The organism is Pseudomonas sp. 102515, from assembly GCF_031085165.1.
Classification (GTDB): Bacteria; Pseudomonadota; Gammaproteobacteria; order Pseudomonadales; family Pseudomonadaceae; genus Chryseomonas.
In genome coordinates, this window is sequence record NZ_JAVHTY010000001.1 from 1,006,844 (window position 1) to 1,031,643 (window position 24,800).

The window sequence follows — 24,800 nt, forward strand, 5'->3', positions numbered from 1 at the left end:
GAGCCTGTTCAACGTCTCGCGAGCTAGAGCCAGACAAGGCGAAAATGGCTGAGGAAGCGGATCGGACCCGCGCTCGGGTTTACCAGTGGTAAATGAGCATTCCAAAGCTATTTTCAACGCAGTTGGGCCGACGCGCAGCAGACTTTGATCAGGCTCTCAGCGACGTCGCCACTGCGGCAACCCGATCAGCACCACCGCGCCTACGATGACCAGCATGGCCAGCGTTTCGGCCGGACCGATCCGCTCGCCGGCGAACAGGGTACCCAGCAGCACCGCCACCACCGGATTGACATAGGCGTAGCTGGTGGCGGCCGCCGAGCGCACCCGCCCCAGCAGATAGAGATAGGCGCTGAAGGCGATCAGCGAGCCGAACACCACCAGATAGCCCAGCGCCAGCCAGCCACCCAGGGCCGGCCAGTGCTGCAGCCGCTCGCCGCTGAGGTAGCTGGCGCCGAGCAGCACCGCGCCCGCCACCAGCATCTCCATGGCACTGGCCATAGCCCCGCGCGGCAACGGTAGGTAGCGACTCCAGATCGAGCCGAAGGCCCAGGCCGCCGCGGCGAGCAGGATCACCGCCGCGCCCAGGGGCGTAGCGCTCATGGTATCGCCCAGGTTGAGCAAGGCGATCCCCGCCAGCCCCAGGGCGATGCCGGCCCATTCCAGCAGGGTATTGCGCTGTCCCCAGAGCAGGCCGAACAGCAGGGTGAACAGCGGGACCGTGGCGATCGACAAGGCCGCGATGCCCGAGGTCACGCCCCAGTGCTCGGCGAGGGTCACGCCGCCGTTGCCCACGCCCAGCAGCAGGATGCCGATCACCGCGGCCGCCGCGATCTCGCGCGCCGGCGGCCAGGGCGCCCCGCGCAGGCGCAGCCAGCCCAGCAGCAGACTCCCGGCGATTAGGAATCTCAGCCCCGCCATCAACAGCGGCGGCCAGTGAGCCACGCCGATGCGGATCACCAGATAGGTGGAGCCCCAGACCACATAGAGCGCGAAAAAGGCCGCCAGCAAGGGTAGCCAGCGGGGTAGGCGCGGCGCGAGGCAGGGCGAGGCGGAGGTGTCCATGCGCGAGAGATTCCTGAGAGGTCAGGCAGCCATTGTAGGAGCGCGCGACGGGACGGCTAAGATACAGTCGAGGGATAAAGGGCTCGACCAGGCTTCGATTCAGCAGAGTTTAGGTACAACGACCTTCGATTCGAAGGCAGGGGAACGGACATGGACCATATCGATCGCCGCCTCATCGACCTGCTGCTGGTGGAGGGCCGCGCCAGCTACGCGGATCTCGGTCGCCGACTGGGTCTCTCCGCGCCGGCCATCGCCGAACGCATCGCCAAGCTGGAGGACGCCGGGATCATCACTGGCTATGGGGCCCGTATCGACCGCCGCGCCCTGGGCTACGGCACCGAATGCCTGATTTCCCTACGCCTGCACAGCACCAGTCAGGGCCCGGTATTGAAGAAACTGGAGGCCCTCCCCCAGCTGCTCGCCTGCCACCGGGTCACGGGTGAAGACTGCCTGATGCTGCGGGTCGCCCTACGCGACATGGGCGAACTGGAGGCCCTTATCGATCAGCTGACCCGATTCGGCATGAGCCGGACCGTGGTGGTGCTGTCGACGCCCTTCGAGCGCCCGCTGCCGCTCCTGCCCGGCTGACGGCGCGCACAAAAAAGCCCCGACACCTTGCGGCACCAGGGCTGGTGAAGCGCGACGTCCCGTCAGATGAAGGAGTCGTCGTCGCCACTGTCGTCGAAGAAGCCGCCACCGCCGCCGGTATCGCCATAGTCGGCGGCGTCCTGGAAGCCCCCGTTATCCTGATAGCCACCCGCATCCTGGAATCCGCCGCCATTGTCGTAGCTGGCGCTGTCGGCCCAGCCTCCCTGGGAGCCGGCATCCGCCAGGCCCTGGTCGGCAGCCGGGGTCTCGTTGATGACGTTGACGATCTCCTCGGGTTGCGAGTGATGGAACAGGCCCGAGATAGCCTGGGCCGCCAGCACGCCACCGGCTACCCCGGCCGCGGTCTGCAGCGCGCCGCCCATGAAACCGCCCATGCGCGAGGGCGCCGCCTGGGGTGCGCCATAGCCGGGTGCGGGCTGGGCATAGCCGGGATTGGACTGGGCATACCCCGGATTGGCAGGCCGCGAAGCCGCCGGGCCCGGATCATTCCAGCCGCGCGATGGCGCGGCGTTGGCCGGTGCCTGACCGCCCGCTGGCTGGCTGCTACCGCCGCCGAACAGGCTGGACAGGAAGCCGCCGCTGCTTGGGCGATTCTGCTGGACCTGGGCCATCTGGCTTTCCAGTTCCCGGACACGCTGGTCCAGCCGCTTGATGGCGGCCTCCTGGATCAGCATCGCCTGGGCCATGTAATAGGGTGCCGCGGGCTGCTCGCGCAGGCGCTGCTGGATCAGCGCCTCGGCTTCCCGGTCACGGGGCGCGGTCTGGGCTTCCGTGGTCTTGAGACGGTCGAACAGACCTTCGATCAGCTGGCTTTCTTCGCGTTGCATGATGACCCTCCCGCAGACGGTCTACTGGCGGCCTTCCCCTGGGAACGGCCTGGATGTCGAAAGGCGCAGCGGCGTGCGCTGCTATGCCAGATAGAGGCGTAGCCGCGACTTTTCAAGCGGGACCCGCGCCATGTTCAGCGCGGATTCAGCCAGCCCTCGCCACCTTAGCTTCTCTCTTCTGAAGGGACGGCGGGGTGGCGAGTTCCAGCGCCGCGCCGGTGACTGGACAACCGGCCTGTCCTGCGGGAGTCTGCCACTTTCCCCGTGAGAGTCGCCCATGCCGCCGCTGCTTATCCTGATCGACCAGCAACAGGGGATCCGCGCGCCCCACCTGGGCCCACGCAACCACCCGGAGGCCGAGCTGCACATGGCCGACCTGCTGGCGGCCTGGCGCCAGGCCCAGGCGCCCTTGCTGCACGTCCGGCACCTGTCGCGCAGTCCGACTTCGGTGTTCTGGCCGGGACAGCCCGGCGTGCAGTTCCAGCCGGCGCTGGCACCCCTGCCCGGCGAGACGGTGTTCGACAAGCAGGTCCCCGACGCCTTCGCCAACAGTGGCCTGGAGCGCTGGCTGCACCAGCGCGGCATAGCCTCGCTGCTGATCTGCGGCGTGGCCAGCGAGAACTCGGTGGAGGCCACCGCGCGTAGCGCCGGCAATCTGGATTTCACCACCTGGGTCGCCGAAGACGCCTGCTACACCTTCGCCAAGACCGACTTCGCCGGTCGGCCGCGCAGCGCCGAGGAGGTCCATGCGATGGCCATGGCAAATCTGCACGGCGAATACGCCACCGTCACCTCCACCGCGGCCATGCTCGAACGTCTGCGGGCGAGCAGGTCGCCCTGCTAGACTGCCCTCCTGCCCGTCTGGAAGAGCTGCATGAACCCTGTCGATATCCTGCGCGACTCGCTGTCTTTCTATGCCCGCAATCTGCGGCCCCTGGCCGCCCTCACCCTGCCCTGGCTGCTGCTCGAAGCCCTGCTGCGCTATCAGGTGCTGGAGCGCTTCGGCGCCAGCGGCGGCCTGTGGGACATGCTGGTCAGCCTGCTCTGCTATCCGCTTTACACCGCCGCCCTGCTGATCTTTCTGGAGGCACGCACCCAGGGCAACACCCCGCGCCTGAGCGGCGTCTGGGGCGCCGCGCTGCTGCTCTGGCCGCGCTTCGCCATCCTCGCGGCCTTGACCTCGGGGCTGGTGATGCTGGGCTTTTCGCTGTTGATCGTGCCGGGCTTTCTGATCATGGCCAAGCTGGCCTTCGCCGAGAACCTGCTGGTCTTGGAGGGACGGGCGCCGCTGGACGCCCTGCGTGGCAGCCTGCGCCTGAGCCGCGGGCACTTCTTCACCCTGCTGGCGTGCATCCTGGCCACGGTCCTGCCGGCCTGGCTGCTCGACGCCTGGATCACCCGGCATTTCGCCGAGGCCGCGGTAGCGGAGATCGCGCTGCAGACCCTCTCGGGCTTCCTGCAGCTGATCCCCAGCATCGCCGTCTACCGTATCTACATGCTGGTCAGGCAGAACGCCTGACCTGGCCATTCACCACATCAGGTCGTCCGGCACCTGATAGGCGGCATAGGGATCGTCCGGATCCGGCGCGCCGCTCTGCACGTTGAGCAGCACAACCCGCTTGGGATCACGCTCCTGGATGCGCTCGGCGGTAGCCCGGGGTACCACTTCGTAGCGGCCTTCGTAGCGCACGATGGCCAGGCTGCCCTTGCTGAGCTTGTCTCTCATCATGACGTTGACCGACAGGCGCTTGACCTTCTTGTCGTCGACGAAGTTGTAGTAGTCCTCGGTGGTCAGCTTGGGCAGGCGGCTGGTCTCGATCAGCTGCTTGATCTGTGCCTGCTCGGCCTTGCGCTTCTTCTTGTCTTCCTGAGCGCGATTGAGCTCCTGGTCCTTGGCCAGCTTCTCCGCCTGGGCCTGCTGGACGGCCAGCTCCTGGGAGCGGTCCTTTTCCGTCTGCCCGCGGTGCTCCATGCGGCTTTGTTTCTGCTTCTGCTTGACGGCCTGCTTGGCCTGCTTTTCATTGACCAATCCGGCTTTCAGCAGCTGGTCGCGTAGGGACATGCTCATCGATACGACTCGTCTAGATCATCCAAGGGGGCGCGGCTCGAAAGCGGCCGCGCGCCAGGGTGTCCATCCTGCGCAGCCGACGAAGCGAGTGCAAGCCTTTCTCTGGGGTGAAATAATGCGGCCATTACCTATCCGCCCCTGGTTCGGGCGCTGCCGATCACCATTTGCCCATGATTACCTTCGCGATCGTCCTGCTCTTCGTCGCCAGCGTGCTCTTCGTCCACCTTCGCGGACGCGCTCGGCTGCCTTTCCTGCGCCAGCTGGTCAACCACTCGGCGGTGTTCGCCCCCTACAACGCCCTGATGTACCTGTTCTCCAGCGTGCCGTCCAAACCCTACCTGGATCGCAGCCGCTTTCCCGAGCTGGACGTGCTCAAGGACAACTGGCAGGAGATTCGCGTCGAAGCCCTGCGGCTGTTCGACGAGGGCTATATCCGCGCCGCGGAAAAGGACAATGACGCCGGCTTCGGTTCCTTCTTCAAGAAGGGCTGGAAGCGTTTCTACCTGACCTGGTACGGCGAGCCGCTGCCCTCCGCCCAGACCCTCTGCCCGCGGACCGTCGAACTGGTGCGGCAGATCCCCAACGTCAAGGGCGCCATGTTCGCGCTGCTGCCGGGCGGCAGCCACCTGAACCCCCATCGCGATCCCTTCGGCGGTTCGCTGCGCTACCACCTGGGCCTGGCCACGCCCAACTCGGACGCCTGCCGCATCTATGTCGACGGCCAGCCCTATGCCTGGCGCGACGGCGAGGACGTGATGTTCGATGAAACCTACGTGCACTGGGTTAAGAACGAGACCGACCAGACCCGGGTCATCCTCTTCTGCGACGTCGAGCGGCCGTTGCGCAATCGTCTGCTGACCCGCGTCAACCAGGCGGTAAGCCGCTTCCTGGGCAGCGCCACGGCGCCGCAGAACGTCGAAGGCGAACGCGTCGGCGGCATCAACCAGGCCTATGCCTTCAGCAAGAGATTCGGGGATCGTATCGGTGGCGGCGTGAAGAAATTCAAGCGGCGCCATCCCAAGGCCTATCGCATCGCCAAACCGGTGCTGGCGGTGCTGGTGGTGATCGCGCTCTACCACTGGATCGTCAGCTGAGGCAGCGATCCTGCGCAGGCGGCGTCAGCGGCCCTTAGCCGGAACGCTGCTGGCGCTGCCGATGCAGCCGGGCCACCAGCTCGGCTTCGGCTTGGGACAGACCGCAGGCCTGGGTAAGATCATCGGCGCTGGCGCCCAGCCCCACCAAACGCGCCGCCTGGGAAAACGACAGGCTGGTGGGATCGCTCTGCTCGATCTGGGTCAGGCGATCGGGCAAGGGCGCCACCACCTGGGCCAGCCCCTGCACCTGCTCGCCCATGCGCACCTGCCCGGCCTGATAGGTTTCCAGGCGTTTGAGCAGGATCTGCATGCGCTTGTCGACCAGGGCCTCCCGCTCGGCCAGCTTGGCCGCCTGCTGCTGCTGGCGCTGCCAGAGCAACCAGCAGCAGCCGCCGAGGCCGGCACAGGCCAGCCCCAGGGCGACGCTGAGCAGGATCAGCCCGACGAGCATCAGATGCTTTCCAGCTCCGACCACTCTTCTTCGGTCATCAGCTTGTCGAGCTCGACCAGGATCAGCAGCTCGCCGTTCTTGTTGCACACGCCCTGGATGAATTTGGCGGATTCGTCATTGCCGACGTTCGGTGCGGTCTCGATCTCCGACTGCCGCAGGTAGACCACCTCGGCCACGCTGTCGACTAGGATACCGACGACCTGCTTGTCGGCCTCGATGATGACGATACGTGTGTTGTCGGTGACCTCGGTGGGCAGCAGACCGAAGCGTTGACGGGTGTCGATCACCGTCACCACGTTGCCGCGCAGGTTGATGATGCCCAGCACGTAGCTCGGCGCACCCGGGACCGGAGCGATTTCGGTATAGCGCAGGACTTCCTGGACCTGCATCACGTTGATGCCGTAGGTCTCGTTATCCAGGCGGAAGGTGACCCATTGCAGGACCGGATCCTCGGAACCCTGTGCGGACGTTTTTTTCATGTTCCCTAGCCTCGTCAAATACCGCACGTGCGGCGAAGCGGGCGAACCCGCCGGTTAGTTGCAGCGGGCAGCCCTAGCGACGGCCACCCACCACCTGGTCAGCGAGCGCCGCCACATCCAGCAGCGCACACATCTGATCGATCACCGTACCGGCCAGCCACGGCCGGGTAGCGCGCTGATTCCGCCATTTGACCTCGGCGGGATCCAGCCGTACCGAATGGCTGACGCCATGCGCGGCCAGGCCCCAATCCAGGCCTTGCAGCGATATCACGAATTTCAGGCCCTCGCGATAGTCGTCGCGGTAGCGTTCGGGCATCACCCAGCGCGCCGCGTCGAGCACGCGCAGGTTGCCTGCCTGGCAGGGTAGCAGGCCCAGGAACCAGTCTGGCTGACCGAACAGCGGCGTCAACTCTTCGTCGGTGAGCGGGTAGATGGAGCCCAGGCACACCAGGGGCGCGGCCAGGGTCAAGCCAGCCACGTCGAACAGCAGGCATTCGAAGGGCTCCTCGCTCCACTCGGGGCGACCTTCCACATGCACGGCGCTGGGCGGTACGCCAGCCGCTGCTGCGGGCTGCACCGCCGGGGTACCGAGGGCAATGCCCTCCACCACCGGACGCGCCGGTTCGGCAGCGGGGGCCAGTTCGGGGACGCGCCAGTCCAGCTCGATATCGGTTTCGGGTGGCAACGGCGCCTGGGGTGCAGGCTGCAGCACTTCGGGCAGAGCGCGCTCGGCCTGGGCAACGCCGGCACGGCGGGCAACCAGCGGCACGACTCGGGGTTGTCGCGCGGCGTCCCGTTCGAGCTCCTCGCGCACGGCGGCAGCGAATTCGTCTTCGCTCACGCTGGCGATCGGCGCAGCCGGTGCCACCACGGGAGCCTCGACCGGAGTGGCTTCGGCGGTCGGCAGTTCCAGGAACGCGTCCAGCAACAGGGCATCGAGATAGCCCTGGAGGACACGCTGAGGACGATTGTCGAGGGACGTCGGTTGGCTCATGGCGATCTACGTGGGTGGGTTGTCCAGCCTATCGGCCGGCAGGGTGGAAAACTTGAATCAGGCGACCTGGCTGCTGGGCGCTCCGTCGAGCAGATGCCGCAGCAACGCTCGGTAGGCGATGACGCCACGACTGTTCATCTCGTAGCGCGACGGCACCTGCCCGGAGCGACTGGCGTCGCGCAGTCGCGTATCGATGGGAATGAAGGCCTGCCACAGCTGCGCAGGATAGGTGCTGCGCAGGACCTTGAGCGTGCCGATGGAGGCCTGGGTACGGCGGTCGAACAGGGTCGGCACTATGGTGTAGGGCAGCGCCTGCTTGCGCGAGCGGTTGATCATGGTCAGGGTGTTGACCATGCGTTCGAGCCCCTTGAGCGCAAGGAATTCGGTCTGGGTGGGAATCACCAGATGCTGACTGGCCGCCAGGGCATTGACCATCAGCACGCCGAGCAACGGCGGACTGTCGATCAGCACATGATCGAAGTCGTTCCACAGCTGTGCCAGGCTCTTGGAGATCACCAGGCCCAGGCCACTCTGGCCCGGCGACTGACGCTCCAGGGTGGCCAGCGCGGTACTGGACGGCAGCATCGACAGCTGCGGATGGCTGGTGGGCAGCAGCAGCCGCTTCGGCAGGCCTTCCGGAACCTGGCCACCGTGTTGGAACAGGTCGAACGCGCTGTGTTCGAGACTGTCCGGATCCTGACCGAAATAGCTCGTCAGGGAGCCGTGGGGATCGAGATCCACCAGCAGGACGCGCTTGCCCTCATCGCCGAGCAAACCGGCGAGGGCAACGGTGGTGGTGGTCTTGCCCACCCCACCCTTCTGATTGGCGACAGCCCAGACTCTCATGTGCAGACTTCCTCCCGACGACACGACCAGCCGGGTCAAGGTGCCGGCTTGGTGGCCGGCGACGAAGATTTGACAGGCGCCACCTCGGGCGCCGGTTCTCCAGGCGATGTTGCAGATTGTGTGCCAGTCGACGGATTTTGCAAGGTGCTCTGCGGCCGGAACAGATCGAGATTGCGCGAGATCAATAGGACCACCCGTCGATTGCGTGCTCGGTTGATGTCACTGATGTTGTCGACCACCGGTTGATAGGCGCCATAGCCCACCACGGCCAGGCGCTGCGGGGCGATGCCGTTGCCGATCAGCAGTCGTACGATACTGGCTGCCCGGGCCGCCGACAGTTCCCAGTTGGTGGGATACAGCGCCGTGCTGATGGGGCGGTCGTCCGTGTATCCCTGTACCTGGATCGGATTTTTGAACGGCGCCAGAATCTTGGCCACCTTCTCCATGAGGCCGAAGGCGGGATTGCTCGGCAGGGAATCGCCGCTGGCGAACAGTAGATTGGAGCTGAGCTCGATCTCCAGCCACATTTCACTGGCCTTGATGTTCAACTGGTCGCCGGCGATGAGATCGCCGAAGGCGGCGCGCACACTGTCGGCGATCTGCTGCAGCGGATCGCTGGGCGCGCCCCTGGCCGGCTGAGCGGCGCTGGCGTCCATCACGGTCGGTGTCACGCCCGCGGGACGCTGATCGCCGAGGGGAATGGGTTTGAGTGAACGCTCCGGCTGGCTGAAGATGCCCGACAGGCTGTCCGAGAGCACCTTGTACTTGCTCTCGTTGAGCGAGGAGATGGAATACATCACCACGAAAAAGGCGAACAGCAGGGTGATGAAGTCCGCGTAGGAGACCAGCCAGCGTTCGTGGTTCTCGTGTTCTTCGGGACGGCGGCGGCGACGAGGCATGCGGCGTCCTCTAGTGTGGTGTATCGGAAGTTCGCACAAGAATTGGCGAGTGATTTTTTGCTCTGGGCCAGGCGCCGCGACGAGTCATAGCAGGGCTATGGCGAGGAGTGGCAACGCCGCCCAGGCCAAAAAAGCGCCGCCAAAATTGTGTAGATAACTTCCGATACACCACACTAGTCCAGAAAACCTTGCAGCTTCATTTCGATGGAGCGAGGATTCTCGCCCTCGCCGATGGACATCAGGCCTTCCAGCAGCATTTCCCGGTAGCGGGACTGTTGCTGGGCCAGCGCCTTGAGCTTGTTGCCCACGGGCAGCAACAGCAGGTTGGCGAAGCCGACACCATAGATGGTGGCCACGAAGGCCACGGCGATGCCGCTGCCCAGCTGGGAGGGATCGGCGAGATTCTGCATGACGTGGATCAGGCCCATCACCGCGCCGATGATCCCGACCGTGGGTGCATAGCCCCCCATGGCTTCATACACCTTGGCGGCGGCGATGTCGCGATCTTCCTGGCCGTAGAGATCCACCTCGAGAATGCTGCGCAGGGCCTCGGGCTCGGTGCCGTCCACCAGCAACTGCAGGCCCTTGGCGGCATAGGGATCGGCTTCGCGGCCGACCAGGGGTTCGAGACCCAGCAGGCCTTCCTTGCGCGCGACGTTGCTCCAGTTGACCACCTTGCGGATGCCACCGGCAAGATCCAGCCGCGGCGGCACGAACACCCAGGCCAGCATGGTCAGGGCCCGGCGCAGCACCGGCAGGCGGGTCTGCAGCAGGACGGCACCCAAGGTGCCGCCGACCACGATCAGCGCCGCGGGAGCGTTGGCCAGGGCGGTGAAGGAGCCACCCTCCAGCAGGTTGCCACCCATGATGGCGGTAAAGGCCAGCAGGATGCCGATGAGACTGAGAACGTCCACGCTCAATGCCCTTCTGGCCAGTGAACGCCTGCCGTCACGAACAGGCCTCGGCCAGGTGTCTGCCGATGTCGTCCAGGCCATAGACAGCGTCGGCCAGATTGGCCTTGGCGATGGCCATGGGCATGCCGTAGATGACGCAGCTGGCTTCGTCCTGGGCCCACACCTGGCTGCCGACCTGCTTGAGCATCCGCGCGCCTTCGCGACCGTCGGCGCCCATGCCGGTCAGGACGACCGCCAGTACCTTGTCGGCATAGGCCTTGGCCGCGGAGCCAAAGGTCACGTCGACGCAGGGTTTGTAGTTGAGGCGCTCATCACCGGGCAGGATCTTCACCGTGCCACGGCCGTCCACCATCATCTGCTTGCCGCCAGGTGCCAGCAGGGCAAGTCCGGGGCGCAACTGGTCGCCATCCTCGGCTTCCTTGACGCTGATGCGGCAGAGCTTGTCCAGGCGCTCGGCGAACGCCTTGGTGAAGGCCGCCGGCATGTGCTGGATCAGCACCAGGGGTGCCGGGAAATTGGCTGGCAGCTGGGTAAGCACCCGTTGCAGAGCCACCGGGCCACCGGTGGAGGTGCCGATGGCCACCAGGCGATAGTGCTTGCGCTTGGGCGGCGGCGAAGCCGGAGCCGTGGGTGCGTGACCGACCGAAGCGCCGCTGGACGGCGCCGGACGCGACGCCGGGCGAGCGGTGGCTGGCGTGGCCGAGGCACTGGCGGGCGCAGCCGGCGCGACGCTGGGGGCCACAGCGAAGCGCCGGTTGGAACGGGCGATATGGTGGATCTTCTCGCACAGCAGCTTTTGCACACTGGCGGGGTTGCGCGAGATGTCCTCGAAATTCTTCGGCAGGTAGTCGACCGCGCCAGCATCCAGGGCATCCAGAGTGACCCGGGCGCCTTCGTGGGTGAGCGAGGAGAACATCAGCACCGGGGTCGGGCACTTCTGCATGATGTGGCGGACCGCGGTGATGCCGTCCATCATCGGCATCTCGTAGTCCATGGTGATGACATCGGGCCGCAGCGCCAGGGCCTGGTCGACCCCTTCGCGCCCGTTGCTGGCCGTGCCCACCACCGAGATGTTGGGATCGGCCGCCAGGATTTCCTTGAGCCGACGCCGGAAGAAGCCGGAATCGTCCACCACCAGTACTTTTACCGGCATACGTTGAAACTCCTAACTGGGGCGGCGCAGGCCACCCGATGGCGCCAGGCCCAGGGCCCGACGCCGCTCGTACCCGGCCGACTCAGAGCCCGCGACGGGCGTAGCGCTTGAGCATGCTGGGCACATCGAGGATGAGCGCGATGCGCCCGTCGCCGGTGATGGTCGCTCCGGACATGCCGGGCGTTCCCTGCAGCATCTTGCCGAGTGGCTTGATGACCACCTCTTCCTGGCCCACCAGTTGATCGACCACGAAGCCGATGCGCTGGGTGCCCACCGAGAGGATCACCACATGCCCTTCCCCCTGCTCCACATGGGCCGCATCGGGCACCAGCCAGCGCTTGAGGTAGAACAGCGGCAGCGCCTTGTCGCGCACCACCACCACTTCCTGGCCGTCCACCACGTTGGTACGGGACAGGTCGAGGTGGAAGATCTCGTTGACGTTGACCAGCGGGAAGGCGAAGGCCTGGTTGCCCAGCATCACCATCAGCGTCGGCATGATCGCCAGCGTCAGGGGCACCTTGATGACGATCTTGGAGCCCTGGCCCTTGGTCGAGTAGACGTTCAGGGTGCCGTTGAGCTGGCTGATCTTGGTCTTGACCACGTCCATGCCCACGCCACGACCGGAGATGTCGGAAATCTCGGCCTTGGTGGAGAAGCCCGGGGCGAAGATCAGATTGAAGCACTCGGTCTCGGTCAGGCGATCGGCCGCGTCGCGGTCGAGCAGGCCTTTCTCCACGGCCTTGTTGCGCAGCAGATCCGCGTCCATGCCCTTGCCGTCATCGGAGATCGACAGGAGGATATGGTCGCCCTCTTGCTCGGCGGAGAGCACTACACGCCCCGCGCGGGACTTGCCGTTCTCTTCACGCTCGGCTGGCCCCTCGATGCCGTGGTCGACCGCGTTGCGCACCAAGTGCACCAGCGGATCGGCCAGGGCCTCGACCAAGTTCTTGTCCAGGTCGGTTTCTTCGCCGACCAGCTCCAGGTTGATCTCTTTCTTCAGGCTGCGCGCGAGATCGCGGACCAGGCGCGGGAAGCGGCCGAAGACCTTCTTGATCGGCTGCATCCGGGTCTTCATGACCGAGGTCTGCAGATCGGCGGTGACCACGTCGAGATTGGACACGGCCTTGGCCATGGCCTCGTCGCCGCTGTTCAGGCCCAGGCGCACCAGGCGGTTACGCACCAGTACCAGCTCGCCGACCATGTTCATGATCTCGTCCAGCCGTGCGGTGTCGACCCGTACGGTGGTCTCCGCCTCACTGGTGGGACGTTCGGCGGGCGCTGCCGCTGCCGGCTTGGGCACCGCGACCTCGGCAACCGGGGCCGGTTTCGGCGCGGGTGCCGGCGCGGGCTGAGACGCGGCGACCGGTGCCGGCGCAACAGGAGCAGCAGGTGCGGCTACAGCGTCAGCGGCTGCCACGGGACCACTGAATCTGCCCTTGCCGTGCAATTCGTCGAGCAGGGATTCGAATTCGTCGTCGGTGATCTCGTCACCGCCCGCTGCTGCCGGAGCCGCTACAGCAGCAGCGGCTGTGGCCGGTGCCGCGGCCTCGTTGGCGACGAACTTGCCCTTGCCGTGCAATTCGTCCAGCAGGGCCTCGAATTCGTCGTCGGTGATTTCATCACCGCTCGCTGCAACGGCAGCGGGAGCTGCGGCAGCAACCGGCGCAGCGGCCGGCGCGTCATGGAACTTGCCCTTGCCATGCAACTGATCGAGCAGGGCTTCGAATTCGTCATCGGTGATGTCATCACCGCCGGCGGTCGCAGGCGCTTCGGCTGCCGCGCCCGGCTCGCTGCCCAGGGCATCGAGCAGATTCTGGAAGTCGGCATCGCTCAATTCCGGCTCGGCAGCAGCAGCAGCAGCAGCGACGGGCACCGGTGCCGTGGCCTCTGGAGTGGCAGCCACGGGCGCAGCCGCTACCGGTGCCGGTGCGCTACCGGCCGGGTCGGCCAGGCGAGCCAGCGCCGCCAGCAGCTCGGGCGAGGCCGGGGTCGGCTCTTCGCGTTCCCGGACCTGACCGAACATCTCGTTGACGGAGTCCAGTGCCTGCAGCACCACATCCATCAGTTCGGCATCCACGCGGCGTTCGCCCTTGCGCAGGATGTCGAAAACGTTTTCCGCGATATGACAGCACTCGACCAGGGTATGGAGCTGCAGGAAACCGGCACCGCCCTTTACGGTATGGAAGCCACGAAAGATGGCGTTCAGCAGATCCATGTCATCCGGGCGGCTTTCCAGCTCGACCAATTGTTCCGACAACTGTTCGAGAATCTCGCCGGCCTCTACCAGGAAATCCTGGAGGATCTCTTCATCGGCGTCGAAGCTCATTCCTGCACTCCCCAAGAGGGTCTGGGTCAGAAGCCCAGACTGGATAGAAGATCGTCGACGTCGACCTGAGCGGCCACGACGTCTTCACGCTTATCGGCATGAATCTGCGGACCTTCACCCTTCATCGTCTTTTCTTTTCGATTCTGTTCGATCAGCGCGCTGTGATCGTGGCTGAAACCGGTATAGCGATCGACCTGGCTGGCCATCATCACCAGCTTGACGAGGTCTTTCTCGATCTGCCCGACGAGATTGACCACGCGCTTGATCACCTGACCGGTAAGGTCCTGGTAGTCCTGCGCCAGGAGGATGTCGTTGAGCTTGGACGACAGTTGTTCGGCGCTGCTCTCGCTGTGGCTGAGGAAGGCATCGACGCGCTTGGCGAGCTCGCGGAATTCGTCCGCGCCCATTTCCCGGCGCATGAACTTCTTCCAGTCGGCATGCACGGCACGGGCTTCGTCACCGAAATTGCCTACCAGCGGGGCGCTCTCCTCCACCAGATCCATGGTCCGGTTGGCGGCGTTCTCGGTCATCTTCACCACGTAGGAGAGACGATCGGTGGCATCGCTGATCTGGGAGACCTCTTCGCCGGCCATGCCGCGCGGATCGATCTCGAAGTTGACGATGGCGTTGTGCAACTCGCGGGTCAGCTTGCCGACTTCCTGGTAGAGGCCCCGGTCACGCAACTGGTTGAGTTCATTGATGACATGCACGGCCTGGGTGAAGTCGCCACTTTCCAGGCATTTCACCAGCTCCTGGGCGTGCTGTTTTAGATTCGACTCGAAGTCGCTGAAGCTGTTGGTGCCAAGCTGATCCATAACGTCCCCGCGGCTTTCTTCAGCCGTTCACCCGCTCGAAGATCTTGTCGATCTTTTCTTTCAGCACCTGGGCGGTGAAAGGCTTGACCACATAGCCGTTCACGCCGGCCTGAGCGGCTTCGATGATCTGCTCGCGCTTGGCCTCGGCGGTCACCATCAGCACCGGCAGGGTCTTCAGGCGCGCGTCGGCGCGCACCTGGCGCAGCAGGTCGATGCCGGTCATGCCGGGCATGTTCCAGTCGGTGACGAGAAAGTCGAAGTTGCCGCTCTGCAACATCGGCAGGGCGGTGTTGCCGTCGTCTGCTTCGGCGGTGTTGGTGAATCCCAGATCGCGCAGCAAATTCTTGATGATGCGTCTCATCGTGGAAAAATCATCCACGATGAGGATTTTCATGTTCTTGTCCAAGTCGACCTCCGTCCTAATCCGCACACACGCCGCAAGGCGCGCCTAAGCAATCGTAGTAGCCTGAGTACCAGCCGGTTAACGCGAACGCCATTCCGCCAACCGCGCCCGCAGGCGTGCCGCGCATTGACTGTGAAGTTGGCAGACGCGTGACTCGCTCACGCCCAGCACCTCGCCGATTTCCTTGAGGTTGAGTTCCTCGTCGTAATACAGCGAGAGCACCAGGCGTTCACGCTCCGGAAGATTGGCGATGGCGTCGGCCAGGGCCTTGCGGAAGCGCTCGTCTTCCAGACCGCGACCGGGTTCGAGTTCATGCGAACCGCTCTCCTCGAGCCCATGCTCACCACCCTCCATGAGGTCATCGAAACTGAACAGGCGACTTCCCATGGTGTCGCCAAGGATGCCGTAGTACTCATCCAGACTCAATTTAAGTTCGGCCGCGACTTCGGAATCTTTAGCGTCGCGACCCGTACGCGCTTCCACCGCGCGAATGGCGTCGGTGACCATGCGCGTGTTGCGGTGCACCGAGCGCGGCGCCCAGTCGCCCTTGCGGACCTCGTCGAGCATGGCGCCACGGATGCGGATGCCGGCGTAGGTCTCGAAGCTGGCGCCCTTGCCGGCGTCATATTTGCGCGAGGCCTCCAGCAGGCCGATCATGCCGGCCTGCATCAGGTCCTCGACCTGCACGCTGGCCGGCAGACGCGCCAGGAGGTGGTAGGCGATGCGTTTCACCAACGGCGCGTAGCGGTTGATGAGTTGCTCCTGCTGGGTACGTTCCGAGGTTTTGCTGTACATGCGAAGCCCGCTGGATGCTGTCATGCGTGGGTACCGATGGCTGGTTGCACAAGGCGCTCGACAAAGAACTCGAGATGGCCGCGCGGATTGGCGGGCAGCGGCCAGCCATCGACTTTCTGAGCTACCGCACGGAAGGCCAGCGAGGCCTTGGCACGCGGAAAGGCTTCGAACACGGGGCGCTGTTTCTGTACGGCTTTGCGCACCGCCTCGTCGAACGGAATGGCGCCCACATACTGCAGGGCGACATCCAGGAATCTGTCGGTCACCTTGGTCAGCTTAGCAAAGAGATTGCGACCTTCCTGGGGCGTCAGCGCCATGTTCGCCAGGACCCGGAAACGGGTGACGCCATGGTCGCGATTGAGCAGCTTGATCAGGGCGTAGGCATCGGTGATGGAGGTGGGCTCGTCGCACACCACAACCAGGACTTCCTGGGCGGCACGAACGAAGCTGACCACCTGGTCGCCGATGCCGGCAGCGGTATCGACGATGAGCACGTCGAGGTTCTCGCTGATGTCGCTGAAGGCCTGGATCAGGCCGGCGTGCTGGGCCGGCGTCAGATTGACCATCGCCTGGGTGCCCGAGGCCGCCGGAACGATGCGGATGCCGCCCGGGCCGTGCAGCAACACGTCGCGCAGCTCGCACTCGCCGGAGATGACGTCGGCCAGGGTGCGCTTGGGCGACAGGCCGAGCAGAACGTCGATGTTGGCGAGGCCCAGGTCGGCGTCGAGCAGCATGACGCGCCGCCCGATATCGGCCAGGGCCAAGGCCAGGTTGACCGACACGTTGGTCTTGCCGACACCGCCTTTACCGCCCGTGACCGCTATGACTTGGACGGGATGCATGCTACCCATTGCCTGATACCTTTGATTGAAATCCGTCACACTTTAGACCAAGTGCATTTGGCGTGCCCAGGCATGCGATGCACCACTACCGTTCGTCTGCGCTAACCGGCGCGGCGGGCATTGCTCTGATACAGGCCGGCCAGCATGCCAGCCATGGTTTCTTCGCTCGGCTCCTCGGGGGCCTGCAGGCTCACCGCACGGCTCACCAGCTGGTGGCTGCGGGCCGGGTGCAAGTCGTCCGGGATGCGCGGGCCGTCGGCGATGTAGGCCACCGGCAGGCGCTGGCTGATGGCCAGACCCAGGGCTTCACCGAGACTGGTGGCTTCGTCCAGCTTAGTCAGCACGCAGCCGCTCAGGCCGCAGCGCCGATAGCTGTGGTAGGCGGCCTTGAGCACCTGGCTCTGACTGGTGACACCCAGTACCAGATAATTGCGAATCTTCAGCTGGCGGTTGGCCAGGGCTTCGAGCTGCACCTTGAGCGCCGGATCATTGGCGGGCATGCCCGCGGTGTCGATCAGCACCAGGCGCTTGCGTGCCAGGGGTGCCAGCGCCTGGGCCAGGGACTGGCCCGGGTCGACTAGGGTCACCGGCACGTCGAGGATGCGGCCGAGGGTCTTGATCTGCTCCTGGGCACCGATGCGGAAGCTGTCCATGCTGACCAGCGCCAGACTCTGGGGGCCGTACTTGAGCACGTAGCTGGCGGCGAGCTTGGCCAGGGTGGTGGTCTTGCCCATGCCGGCCGGACCGACGAAGGCGACGACACCGCCCTCCTCCAGGATCTTGGCGTCGGTGGTCTTGGCCAGTTGGGCGAAGTTGGCCAGCAGCATGCGCCAGGCATGCCGCGGGTCCTGGATCTTGGCGACGCTGTCGAGCAGGTGACGGGCCAGGTCGGCGGGCAGGCCCATGCGCTGCAGGCGGCGCCAGAGGCCGGCCTGCTGCGGACGGGTGGACTGCACCTGGGTCCAGGCCATGGAGCCGAGCTGGACTTCCAGCAATTCACGCAGGCCGCTGAGCTCGCTGCGCATGGCTTCCAGGGCGCGGCGGTCTTCCGGCGCGCTACTGGCGGCAGGGGCAGCAGCGGCGACCGACTGGGCCGCACGCGGCGGGGCGATCACCGGCTCGCGACGGCTGTCGGCGGCGCTGATGGCGCCGAGCAGCTGCTTGTCCTTCGGCGCGGCCGAGGGTACGCCCGGTGCGCGGATGCTGAGGTCGGCATGGGCCTGGGCGATCTTCGCATGGGTCTTGCGCAACTCCGCCTGCAGCTCCGCGTTGGGTGCGGCCGGTGCCGGAGCCTGGTAGTCCAGCGCCGCGGTCAGCTCGACACCACCGGCGACCCGGCGGTTGCTGAGGATGGCGGCATCCGGGCCCAGCTCGTCGCGTACCAGCTTCATGGCTTGACGCATATCGGCGGCGAAGAAACGTTTGACTTGCATGATCTAGACCTCAGCCATTCTGGCCAACGGTAGCGACGATGGTGACCTGCTTGTTGTCCGGAATTTCCTGGTAGGCCAGTACACTCATGTTAGGTGCCGCCATCCGGGCAAAGCGGGACATCATCCCGCGGATCGCACCGGCTACCAGCAGCACCACTGGCTTACCCATCATTTCCTGACGCTGCGCTGCCTCGATGAGGGAACGCTGCAGTTTTTCAGCCATGCCAGGCTCGAGGAACATGCCGTCCTCGGCGCCTTGACCGGCCTTCTGCATACTACTTAGCAACATCTGTTCCAACCTTGGCTCAAGGGTGATGACAGGCAGCTCAGGCTCCATTCCCACGATGTTCTGGACGATTGCGCGGGACAGTGCGACCCGCACGGCACCGGCGATGGCGGCGGGATCTTGACTCCGCGGACCGACGTTGGCGATGGCTTCGGCGATGGTGCGGATGTCGCGGACCGGGACCTGCTCCTGCAGCAGTTGCTGGAGGATCTTGAGCAGGGTCGACAGGGAGACGATGCCGGGCACCAGCTCCTCGGCGAGCTTGGGCGAACTCTTGGCCAGCACCTGCAGCAATTGCTGGACTTCCTCGTGACCGATCAGCTCGTGGGCGTGCTTGAAGAGCACCTGGTTGAGGTGCGTGGCGACCACGGTGCTGGCATCGACCACGGTGTAGCCGAGGGATTGGGCCTGGTCGCGCTGGGTGACGTCGATCCAGACGGCCTCCAGACCGAATGCCGGATCCTTGGCGGCGACGCCATTGAGGGAGCCATAGACCTGACCGGGGTTGATGGCCAGTTCGCGGTCGGGATAGATCTCGGCTTCGGCCACGCTCACGCCCATCAAAGTCAGACGATAGGCGTTGGGCAGCAGGTCCAGGTTGTCGCGGATATGCACCGACGGCATGAGGAAACCGAGGTCCTGGGACAGCTTCTTGCGTACGCCCTTGATCCGTGCCAGCAGCTGGCCACCCTGGTTGCGATCGACCATGGGGATCAGCCGGTAGCCAACTTCCAGACCGACCATGTCCACCGGGGTGACGTCGTCCCAGCCCAGCTCCTTGGCCTCGGCCGGACGCTGCACGGGAGCCAGGTCCTGCTGCTTCTTGGCTTCGACCTCGGCGGTCTGCTTGGCCTCGCGCTGACGCTTGTAGATCAGCCAGGCACCGGCGGCGGCGGCGCCACCCAGACCAAGGAACGGCAGGTGCGGCATGCCCGGGACCAGGCCCATGGCGATGATGATGAAGGCCGAGACCGCCAGCGCTTTGGGCGAGGCGAACATCTGACGATTGACCTGCTGGCCCATGTCTTCGGCGGAGGACACCCGGGTGACCATGATGGCCGCGGCGACCGACAGCAGCAGCGAGGGGACCTGGGCGACCAGACCGTCACCGATGGTCAACAGGGCGTAGATGCGCGCCGCTTCGCCGAACGGCAGACCGTGCTGGGCCATGCCGATGGCCATGCCACCGATGAGGTTGATGAAGAGGATCAGCAGACCGGCGACGGCGTCACCGCGGACGAATTTGCTGGCACCGTCCATGGAACCGTAGAAGTCGGCTTCCTGGCCCACTTCGGTCCGGCGCTTCTTGGCTTCGGCCTGGTCGATGATGCCGGCGTTCAGGTCGGCGTCGATGGCCATCTGCTTACCGGGCATGGCGTCCAGGGTGAAGCGCGCCGACACCTCGGAGATGCGGCCGGCACCCTTGGTCACCACCACGAAGTTGATGATCATGAGGATGGCGAACACCACCGCACCGACCACGTAGTTGCCGCCGACCACCACCTCGCCGAAGGCCTGGATGACCTTGCCCGCGGCGTCGTGACCGTCCTGGCCATGCAGCAGCACCACGCGACTGGAGGCCACGTTCAGTGCCAGACGCAGCAGGGTCGACACCAGCAGGATGGTCGGGAAGACCGCGAAGTCCAGCGGCCGCAAGGCGTAGACGCTGACCAGCAGGACCACGATCGACAGGGCGATGTTGAAGGTGAACAGCACGTCCAGCAGGAACGGCGGCATCGGCAGGGTCATCATGGCGAGCATCGCCAGGACGGCCAGCGGCACGCCCAGGTTGCCGCGAGCCAGACCGCGCATGTTGCCCATCATCATGGATTTGTCGACTTTCACACCCATCCCTCGCTTGCCGGTGCCGTCGTCACGGAAAGTTGACGCAGCGCACTGTTCGCAGGGGCTTGAGCAAGCTCCGGGCCAACTGCTCAAGACCTTGAATCAGCGAGAATTTCCCGGGGGGCGATACAGGACTGGTTACGGATCGCCGGAACCGACGGCTGAACCGCAGGCGGAGGCCATGAGTCTGTCTAGGGACCCGCGCTAGCGCGCCTATCCGAGGAACATCACCATGAAAATCTGGACCGCGACGCTGTTGGCCACTTGCCTGGTCGGTACCGCCCAGGCAGCCGAATCCCTGACGATCCCGCTGAACAAGGTCACGACCGACGGTGTGGGCGAAAGCGTCGGCAGCGTGCAGGTGACCCGTTCCAAGTACGGCCTGGTCTTCACGCCGGATCTCAAGGGCCTGGAGCCCGGTATCCATGGCTTCCACGTCCACACCAAGCCTAACTGCGGCGCGGCCGAGGTGAATGGCACCCTGACCGCAGGGGGCGCGGCGGGCGGCCATCTGGATCCGCGCAACACCGGGAAGCACAGCGCGCCCTGGTCGGACGACGGCCACCTGGGCGAATTGCCGGCGCTCTATGTGACCGCCGACGGCCAGGCCACCCAACCGGTGCTGGCACCCCGCCTGAGGCGTCTCGAAGAGCTCAAGGGCCATGCGCTGATGGTGCATGCCGGCGGCGACAACTACGCCGACCAGCCCAAGCCGCTGGGCGGTGGCGGCGCACGCGTCGCCTGCGGCGTCATCAAGTAGGCGCCTTCCCCTCCTCATCCCGCCGCAGATCCGGCGGGATGGGCAGATCGGCCAGCTTGGGCTTGCGCCCGCGTCCAGCACGGAATTGCCTGAGCTGATAGACATAGGCCAGGACCTGGGCCACGGCCACATAGAGCCCGGCCGGAATCTCCTGATCCACCTCGGTGGAGAAATACACCGCACGCGCCAGCCCTGGTGACTCCAGCAGCGAGACCTGGTGCTCCTGGGCGATCTCGCGGATCTTCAGCGCGGTGAAATCGCTGCCTTTGGCCACCAGCACCGGCGCCCCGCCCTTGGCCGCGTCGTACTTGAGCGCCACCGCGAAGTGGGTCGGGTTGGTGATGACCACATCGGCATTGGGCACCTCGGCCATCATCCGGCGCTGCGCCATCTGCCGCTGCATCTGGCGGATCTTGCCCTTGACCTCGGGCTTGCCCTCGGCGTCCTTGTATTCGTCCTTGATCTCCTGCTTGGTCATCATCAGCTTCTTGCGATTGCTGAAGATCTGGAAAGGCACGTCCACCGCGGCGATGATCAAGAGCCCCAGGGCCAGCAGCAGGGTGGCATGCCCCACGACCTGCATGCTGTGCAGCAGCGCCTGATCGGTCGGCAGCTTGGCGATCTGCAGCAGCGCCGTACGCTCGCTCATCAGCACTAGCACCGACACGCCAAGGATGATGAAGAACTTCCCCAGCGCCTTGAGCAATTCCACCAGGGAATTCTTGGAAAACATCCGGGCGATGCCGGACATGGGATTCATCCGGCTCGGTTTGGGCGCCAGCATCTTGCCGGAAAACAGGAATCCACCCAGGGCGATATGGCCAACGATGGCGGCGATCACCACCAGCGCGATCATCGGCAGCATCCCGATCATCGCCGCCTTGCCCGAGGCCAGCAGGAAGGTGCCCATGAAGCGTTCGTCCATGACCTCTTCGCGCCGCAGGGAGAAGTTGCTGCGCATCACCTCCAGCAGCTTGCCGCCCAGGAAGGCGCCGTACATCAGCAGGCCGCCGACTCCCGAGAGCATGACCGCCACCGTACCGAGTTCGCGTGATCGCGGGAGCTGACCCTCCTCCCGGGAATCACGCTTACGTTTCTCTGTGGGGTCTTCCGTGCGGTCTTCGCCATCGGATTCAGCCATGTGGCGTACCTCCTAGCGTTCTCGGGCCAGTTCGCGCAGCCATTGCAGCGCCTCGGTGGCGAGACTTTCATAGTGGGAGAGGATGTCGGCGGTACCGAGCCAGACGATGACCATGCCCAGCACCACGATCAGCGGCATGCCGACGGAAAAGATGTTCAGCTGTGGCGCTGCCCGGGTCATGATGCCGAAGGCGATGTTGACCACCAGCAGCGCGGTGATGGCTGGCAGGACCAGGAGGATGCCTGCGCCCAAGACCCAGCCCAGCCGCCCGGCGACCTGCTGGAAGTGTTCGACGCTCAGGGTGTCCCCCACCGGCAAGGTGACGAAGCTTTCGGCGAGGATCTCGAAGACCACCAGGTGGCCGTTCATGGCCAGGAACAGCAGCGTCACCAGCATGGTGAAGAACTGGCCCATCACCGGCGCCGAGGCACCGTTCACCGGGTCGATCATGGACGCGAAGCTCAGACCCGCCTGGGTCGAGATGATCTGCCCCGCCACCACGAAGACATGGAAGAACAGCTGCAGGCTGAAACCCATCACCGCACCGATGAGGATCTGCTCGACGATCAGCGGCAGCGCCTGGGGGCTGATGGCATCCACCTGTGGCATCGGCGGCAGGGTCGGCACCAGCACCAGGCTCAAGGCCAGGGCCAGGTACATCCGCACCCGCACCGGGACCAGCGTGGTGCCGATGATCGGCATGGTCATCAGCAGCGCGGCGATGCGGAACAAGGGGAACAGGAAGCTGCCGACCCAGCCGCCGATCTGGGCGTCGCTGAGGGCGAGCATGGGCTAGCCGATCAGCCGCGGAATGTTGGCGACCGACGTCTGGATGAATTCCATCAGTTGCCTGACCATCCAGGGGCCCAGCACGATCAGCGTCAACAGGGTGACGATCAGCCGGGGCAGGAAGCTCAGGGTCTGTTCGTTGATCTGGGTCGCCGCCTGGAAGACCGCCACGATCAGGCCAACGATCAGACTCGGCACCACCAGCACCGCCACCAGCAAGGCGGTAAGCCAGAGGCCCTGGCGGAATAGATCGACGGCGACTTCAGGGGTCATTTCGCTTCTCCACGCAAAGGGGCACCGCTAGACGGTGCCGAAGCTGCTGGCCAGGGTACCCATGATCAGAGCCCAGCCATCCACCAGGACGAACAGCATCAGCTTGAACGGCAGGGAGATGATCATCGGCGACAGCATCATCATGCCCATGGCCATCAGCACGCTGGCGATCACCAGGTCGATGACCAGGAAGGGAATGAAGATCATGAAGCCGATCTGGAAGGCGGTCTTGAGTTCGGAAGTGACGAAGGCCGGCACCAGGATCGACAAGGGCGCCTGGTCGGCACTGGGAATGTCGGTGCGCTTGGACAGCCGCATGAACAGGTCCAGGTCCGATTGCCGGGTCTGTCCCAGCATGAAGTCCTTCATCGGCACCTGGGCGCGGGCGATGGCGTCCTGGGCACTGAGTTGTTCGTTCAGGTAGGGCTGCACGGCGGTGGTGTTGATGCGATCGAACACCGGCGCCATGATGAACAGCGAGAGAAACAGCGCCATGCCCACCAGCACTTGGTTGGACGGCGTGGTCTGCAGCCCCAGCGCCTGGCGCAGGATGGCGAAGACGATGACGATGCGGGTGAAGCTGGTCATCAGCATGACGAACGCCGGGATGAAGCTCAGCGCCGTCATGATCAGCAGGATCTGCAGGCTGACCGAATACTCCTGCTGCCCCTGGCCGTTGGTACTCAGGGTGATGGCCGGGATCGACAGCGGATTGGCCTGCCCGGCCTGCTGCGCCAGCGCCAGGGGCGCGAACAGCAGCACGGCCAGGCCCAGCAGCCAGCCCAGGGTGCGCCCGAGGTTGGCCGGTAGACGCGAAGAGATCATGGTTTCGCCTTGGGATCGCGGCTGATGAGTTCCAGCAGGCGCTGGGCGAATTCCGGCGCCGGCGCCTCGGTCTCGCCGAGTCGCACTGGCTCGCGCAGGCTGTGCAGCGGCGTGATTCGCCCGCCAGCGACGCCGATCAGCAGCTGCTCCTGGCCGACCTGCACCAGTACCAGCCGCTCGCGCGGGCCCAGGTGCTGGGTGGAGATCACCTTGATCACCTGCTGGCCACGCGGCCCCTGCTGCTGCACCCGGCGCACCAGCCAGGCCAGACCGAGGATCAGCGCGATCACCAGCAGCAGGCCGAGCAGCAACTGGCCGACCTGAGCCCCCACATCCAGCCCCGGCGAGGTGGCTTCGGCGGCACGCGCGGTCAGAGGCAGGAGACCCAGCGGCAGGAGCAGACTCTTCATGGATCACCGCAGCTTCTTGATACGTTCCGTGGGGCTGATGACGTCGGTCAAGCGGATCCCGAACTTCTCGTTCACCACCACCACCTCACCGTGGGCGATCAGCGTACCATTCACCAGCACGTCCAGCGGCTCGCCAGCCAGACGGTCGAGCTCGATGACCGAGCCCTGGTTGAGTTGCAACAGGTTGCGGATGGAGATGTCGGTGTGGCCGACCTCCATGGAGATGGTCACCGGGATGTCCAGGATCACATCCAGGTTGGGACCTTCCATGCCGCTCACTGCCAGACCGCCACTGCTCTGACCAAATTCCTCCACCGGCGCCTTGGGCGGCTTGGGGGCTTCGACCTGGGTGCCTTGCGCCATCAGGGCGTCGATGTCGTCCTGGCTGGCGTCACCGGCTTCGGCCAGGGCCGCGGCCCACTCGTCCGCCAGGGCTTGTTCTTCGGGGTTGTCTGCCATCG

At 65.2% G+C, this 24,800-nt stretch carries 28 protein-coding genes; 5 read left to right on the plus strand and 23 right to left on the minus strand.

Annotation, left to right across the window (positions count from 1 at the left end; all coding sequences use genetic code 11):
* Positions 1-156 precede the first annotated feature (156 nt).
* A complete protein-coding gene (gene yedA / locus RCF34_RS04560) occupies positions 157-1,062 on the minus strand; it encodes a drug/metabolite exporter YedA (protein WP_308707097.1) in 906 nt (301 codons plus the stop codon).
* A gap of 150 nt (positions 1,063-1,212) precedes the next feature.
* On the opposite strand from yedA, the gene RCF34_RS04565 reads away from it, so the two are divergent.
* Positions 1,213-1,650, plus strand: coding sequence for an Lrp/AsnC family transcriptional regulator (locus tag RCF34_RS04565; RefSeq protein ID WP_308707098.1), 438 nt, complete (start codon positions 1,213-1,215; stop codon positions 1,648-1,650).
* Positions 1,651-1,712: 62 nt separating this feature from the next.
* Here the strand turns inward: RCF34_RS04565 and RCF34_RS04570 are convergent, their stop codons facing one another.
* Complete coding sequence (locus tag RCF34_RS04570) at positions 1,713-2,498, minus strand: DUF2076 domain-containing protein (RefSeq protein WP_308707099.1); 786 nt, start codon at positions 2,496-2,498, stop codon at positions 1,713-1,715.
* Positions 2,499-2,775: 277 nt separating this feature from the next.
* Here RCF34_RS04570 and RCF34_RS04575 point away from each other — a divergent pair, with 277 nt between their 5' ends.
* Positions 2,776-3,342 (plus strand): cysteine hydrolase family protein, encoded by a 567-nt coding sequence (locus RCF34_RS04575; RefSeq protein ID WP_308707100.1) that lies wholly within the window; start codon positions 2,776-2,778, stop codon positions 3,340-3,342.
* A 30-nt stretch (positions 3,343-3,372) separates the two neighbouring features.
* Positions 3,373-4,017: a YciC family protein gene (locus RCF34_RS04580; RefSeq protein ID WP_308707101.1), complete on the plus strand. Its 645-nt coding sequence runs from the start codon at positions 3,373-3,375 to the stop codon at positions 4,015-4,017.
* 9 nt (positions 4,018-4,026) lie between these two features.
* Here the strand turns inward: RCF34_RS04580 and RCF34_RS04585 are convergent, their stop codons facing one another.
* Positions 4,027-4,566, minus strand: a complete 540-nt coding sequence (locus RCF34_RS04585; RefSeq protein WP_308707102.1) for a DUF2058 domain-containing protein — start codon at positions 4,564-4,566, stop codon at positions 4,027-4,029.
* Between the two features lie 170 nt (positions 4,567-4,736).
* Here RCF34_RS04585 and RCF34_RS04590 point away from each other — a divergent pair, with 170 nt between their 5' ends.
* Entirely contained in the window at positions 4,737-5,660 is a 924-nt protein-coding gene (locus RCF34_RS04590; RefSeq protein ID WP_133862376.1) for an aspartyl/asparaginyl beta-hydroxylase domain-containing protein, read from the plus strand.
* 34 nt (positions 5,661-5,694) lie between these two features.
* On the opposite strand, the gene RCF34_RS04595 is transcribed toward RCF34_RS04590, so the two are convergent.
* The 14 genes from RCF34_RS04595 to flhA all read right to left on the minus strand — a co-directional run bounded on the left by RCF34_RS04595 (position 5,695) and on the right by flhA (position 20,123).
* A complete protein-coding gene (locus RCF34_RS04595; RefSeq protein WP_133862377.1) occupies positions 5,695-6,111 on the minus strand; it encodes a DUF2802 domain-containing protein in 417 nt (138 codons plus the stop codon).
* Complete coding sequence (locus tag RCF34_RS04600) at positions 6,111-6,590, minus strand: chemotaxis protein CheW (RefSeq protein ID WP_007160357.1); 480 nt, start codon at positions 6,588-6,590, stop codon at positions 6,111-6,113. Before RCF34_RS04600 ends, RCF34_RS04595 begins: the two co-directional genes overlap by 1 nt.
* Positions 6,591-6,663: 73 nt before the next feature.
* Entirely contained in the window at positions 6,664-7,584 is a 921-nt protein-coding gene (locus tag RCF34_RS04605) for a chemotaxis protein CheW (RefSeq protein WP_308707103.1), read from the minus strand.
* A 57-nt stretch (positions 7,585-7,641) separates the two neighbouring features.
* Positions 7,642-8,430, minus strand: coding sequence for a ParA family protein (locus RCF34_RS04610; protein ID WP_133862379.1), 789 nt, complete (start codon positions 8,428-8,430; stop codon positions 7,642-7,644).
* 35 nt (positions 8,431-8,465) lie between these two features.
* Positions 8,466-9,329 carry a flagellar motor protein MotD gene (gene motD / locus RCF34_RS04615; protein ID WP_308707104.1) on the minus strand — a complete coding sequence of 288 codons (864 nt, stop codon included), beginning with the start codon at positions 9,327-9,329 and terminating at the stop codon, positions 8,466-8,468.
* Positions 9,330-9,502: 173 nt separating this feature from the next.
* Positions 9,503-10,243 carry a flagellar motor protein gene (locus tag RCF34_RS04620; RefSeq protein WP_308707105.1) on the minus strand — a complete coding sequence of 247 codons (741 nt, stop codon included), beginning with the start codon at positions 10,241-10,243 and terminating at the stop codon, positions 9,503-9,505.
* A gap of 34 nt (positions 10,244-10,277) precedes the next feature.
* Positions 10,278-11,396 carry a chemotaxis response regulator protein-glutamate methylesterase gene (locus tag RCF34_RS04625; protein ID WP_308707106.1) on the minus strand — a complete coding sequence of 373 codons (1,119 nt, stop codon included), beginning with the start codon at positions 11,394-11,396 and terminating at the stop codon, positions 10,278-10,280.
* A gap of 82 nt (positions 11,397-11,478) precedes the next feature.
* Positions 11,479-13,722 (minus strand): chemotaxis protein CheA, encoded by a 2,244-nt coding sequence (locus tag RCF34_RS04630; protein ID WP_308707107.1) that lies wholly within the window; start codon positions 13,720-13,722, stop codon positions 11,479-11,481.
* Positions 13,723-13,748: 26 nt separating this feature from the next.
* Positions 13,749-14,537, minus strand: coding sequence for a protein phosphatase CheZ (locus tag RCF34_RS04635; RefSeq protein WP_158894673.1), 789 nt, complete (start codon positions 14,535-14,537; stop codon positions 13,749-13,751).
* A gap of 19 nt (positions 14,538-14,556) precedes the next feature.
* Positions 14,557-14,931: a chemotaxis response regulator CheY gene (locus tag RCF34_RS04640; protein ID WP_169853335.1), complete on the minus strand. Its 375-nt coding sequence runs from the start codon at positions 14,929-14,931 to the stop codon at positions 14,557-14,559.
* Between the two features lie 87 nt (positions 14,932-15,018).
* Positions 15,019-15,759, minus strand: coding sequence for an RNA polymerase sigma factor FliA (fliA, locus tag RCF34_RS04645; RefSeq protein WP_027597968.1), 741 nt, complete (start codon positions 15,757-15,759; stop codon positions 15,019-15,021).
* A complete protein-coding gene (fleN, locus tag RCF34_RS04650) occupies positions 15,756-16,586 on the minus strand; it encodes a flagellar synthesis regulator FleN (RefSeq protein WP_017642087.1) in 831 nt (276 codons plus the stop codon). Before fleN ends, fliA begins: the two co-directional genes overlap by 4 nt.
* Positions 16,587-16,678: 92 nt before the next feature.
* The gene (gene flhF, locus RCF34_RS04655) at positions 16,679-18,010 is read right to left on the minus strand and encodes a flagellar biosynthesis protein FlhF (RefSeq protein WP_308707108.1); all 1,332 of its coding nucleotides are present in this window, start codon (positions 18,008-18,010) and stop codon (positions 16,679-16,681) included.
* A gap of 10 nt (positions 18,011-18,020) precedes the next feature.
* Positions 18,021-20,123, minus strand: coding sequence for a flagellar biosynthesis protein FlhA (gene flhA / locus RCF34_RS04660; protein ID WP_308707524.1), 2,103 nt, complete (start codon positions 20,121-20,123; stop codon positions 18,021-18,023).
* A gap of 250 nt (positions 20,124-20,373) precedes the next feature.
* On the opposite strand from flhA, the gene sodC reads away from it, so the two are divergent.
* Complete coding sequence (sodC, locus tag RCF34_RS04665; RefSeq protein WP_308707109.1) at positions 20,374-20,901, plus strand: superoxide dismutase [Cu-Zn] SodC; 528 nt, start codon at positions 20,374-20,376, stop codon at positions 20,899-20,901.
* Here the strand turns inward: sodC and flhB are convergent.
* From flhB to fliN, 6 genes are read right to left on the minus strand one after another with little or no spacing between them, the layout of a single operon-like run.
* Positions 20,894-22,042 (minus strand): flagellar biosynthesis protein FlhB, encoded by a 1,149-nt coding sequence (gene flhB / locus RCF34_RS04670; RefSeq protein WP_308707110.1) that lies wholly within the window; start codon positions 22,040-22,042, stop codon positions 20,894-20,896. The two genes, sodC and flhB, sit on opposite strands and share 8 nt — an antisense overlap.
* A gap of 12 nt (positions 22,043-22,054) precedes the next feature.
* Entirely contained in the window at positions 22,055-22,831 is a 777-nt protein-coding gene (gene fliR, locus RCF34_RS04675; protein WP_308707111.1) for a flagellar biosynthetic protein FliR, read from the minus strand.
* Positions 22,832-22,834: 3 nt separating this feature from the next.
* Positions 22,835-23,104: a flagellar biosynthesis protein FliQ gene (gene fliQ / locus RCF34_RS04680; RefSeq protein ID WP_027597972.1), complete on the minus strand. Its 270-nt coding sequence runs from the start codon at positions 23,102-23,104 to the stop codon at positions 22,835-22,837.
* A gap of 27 nt (positions 23,105-23,131) precedes the next feature.
* Positions 23,132-23,929 (minus strand): flagellar type III secretion system pore protein FliP, encoded by a 798-nt coding sequence (gene fliP / locus RCF34_RS04685; protein WP_007160374.1) that lies wholly within the window; start codon positions 23,927-23,929, stop codon positions 23,132-23,134.
* A complete protein-coding gene (fliO, locus tag RCF34_RS04690) occupies positions 23,926-24,339 on the minus strand; it encodes a flagellar biosynthetic protein FliO (protein WP_133862392.1) in 414 nt (137 codons plus the stop codon). Before fliO ends, fliP begins: the two co-directional genes overlap by 4 nt.
* A gap of 3 nt (positions 24,340-24,342) precedes the next feature.
* Positions 24,343-24,798, minus strand: a complete 456-nt coding sequence (fliN, locus tag RCF34_RS04695; protein WP_007160376.1) for a flagellar motor switch protein FliN — start codon at positions 24,796-24,798, stop codon at positions 24,343-24,345.
* Between the last annotated feature and the right edge of the window lie 2 nt (positions 24,799-24,800).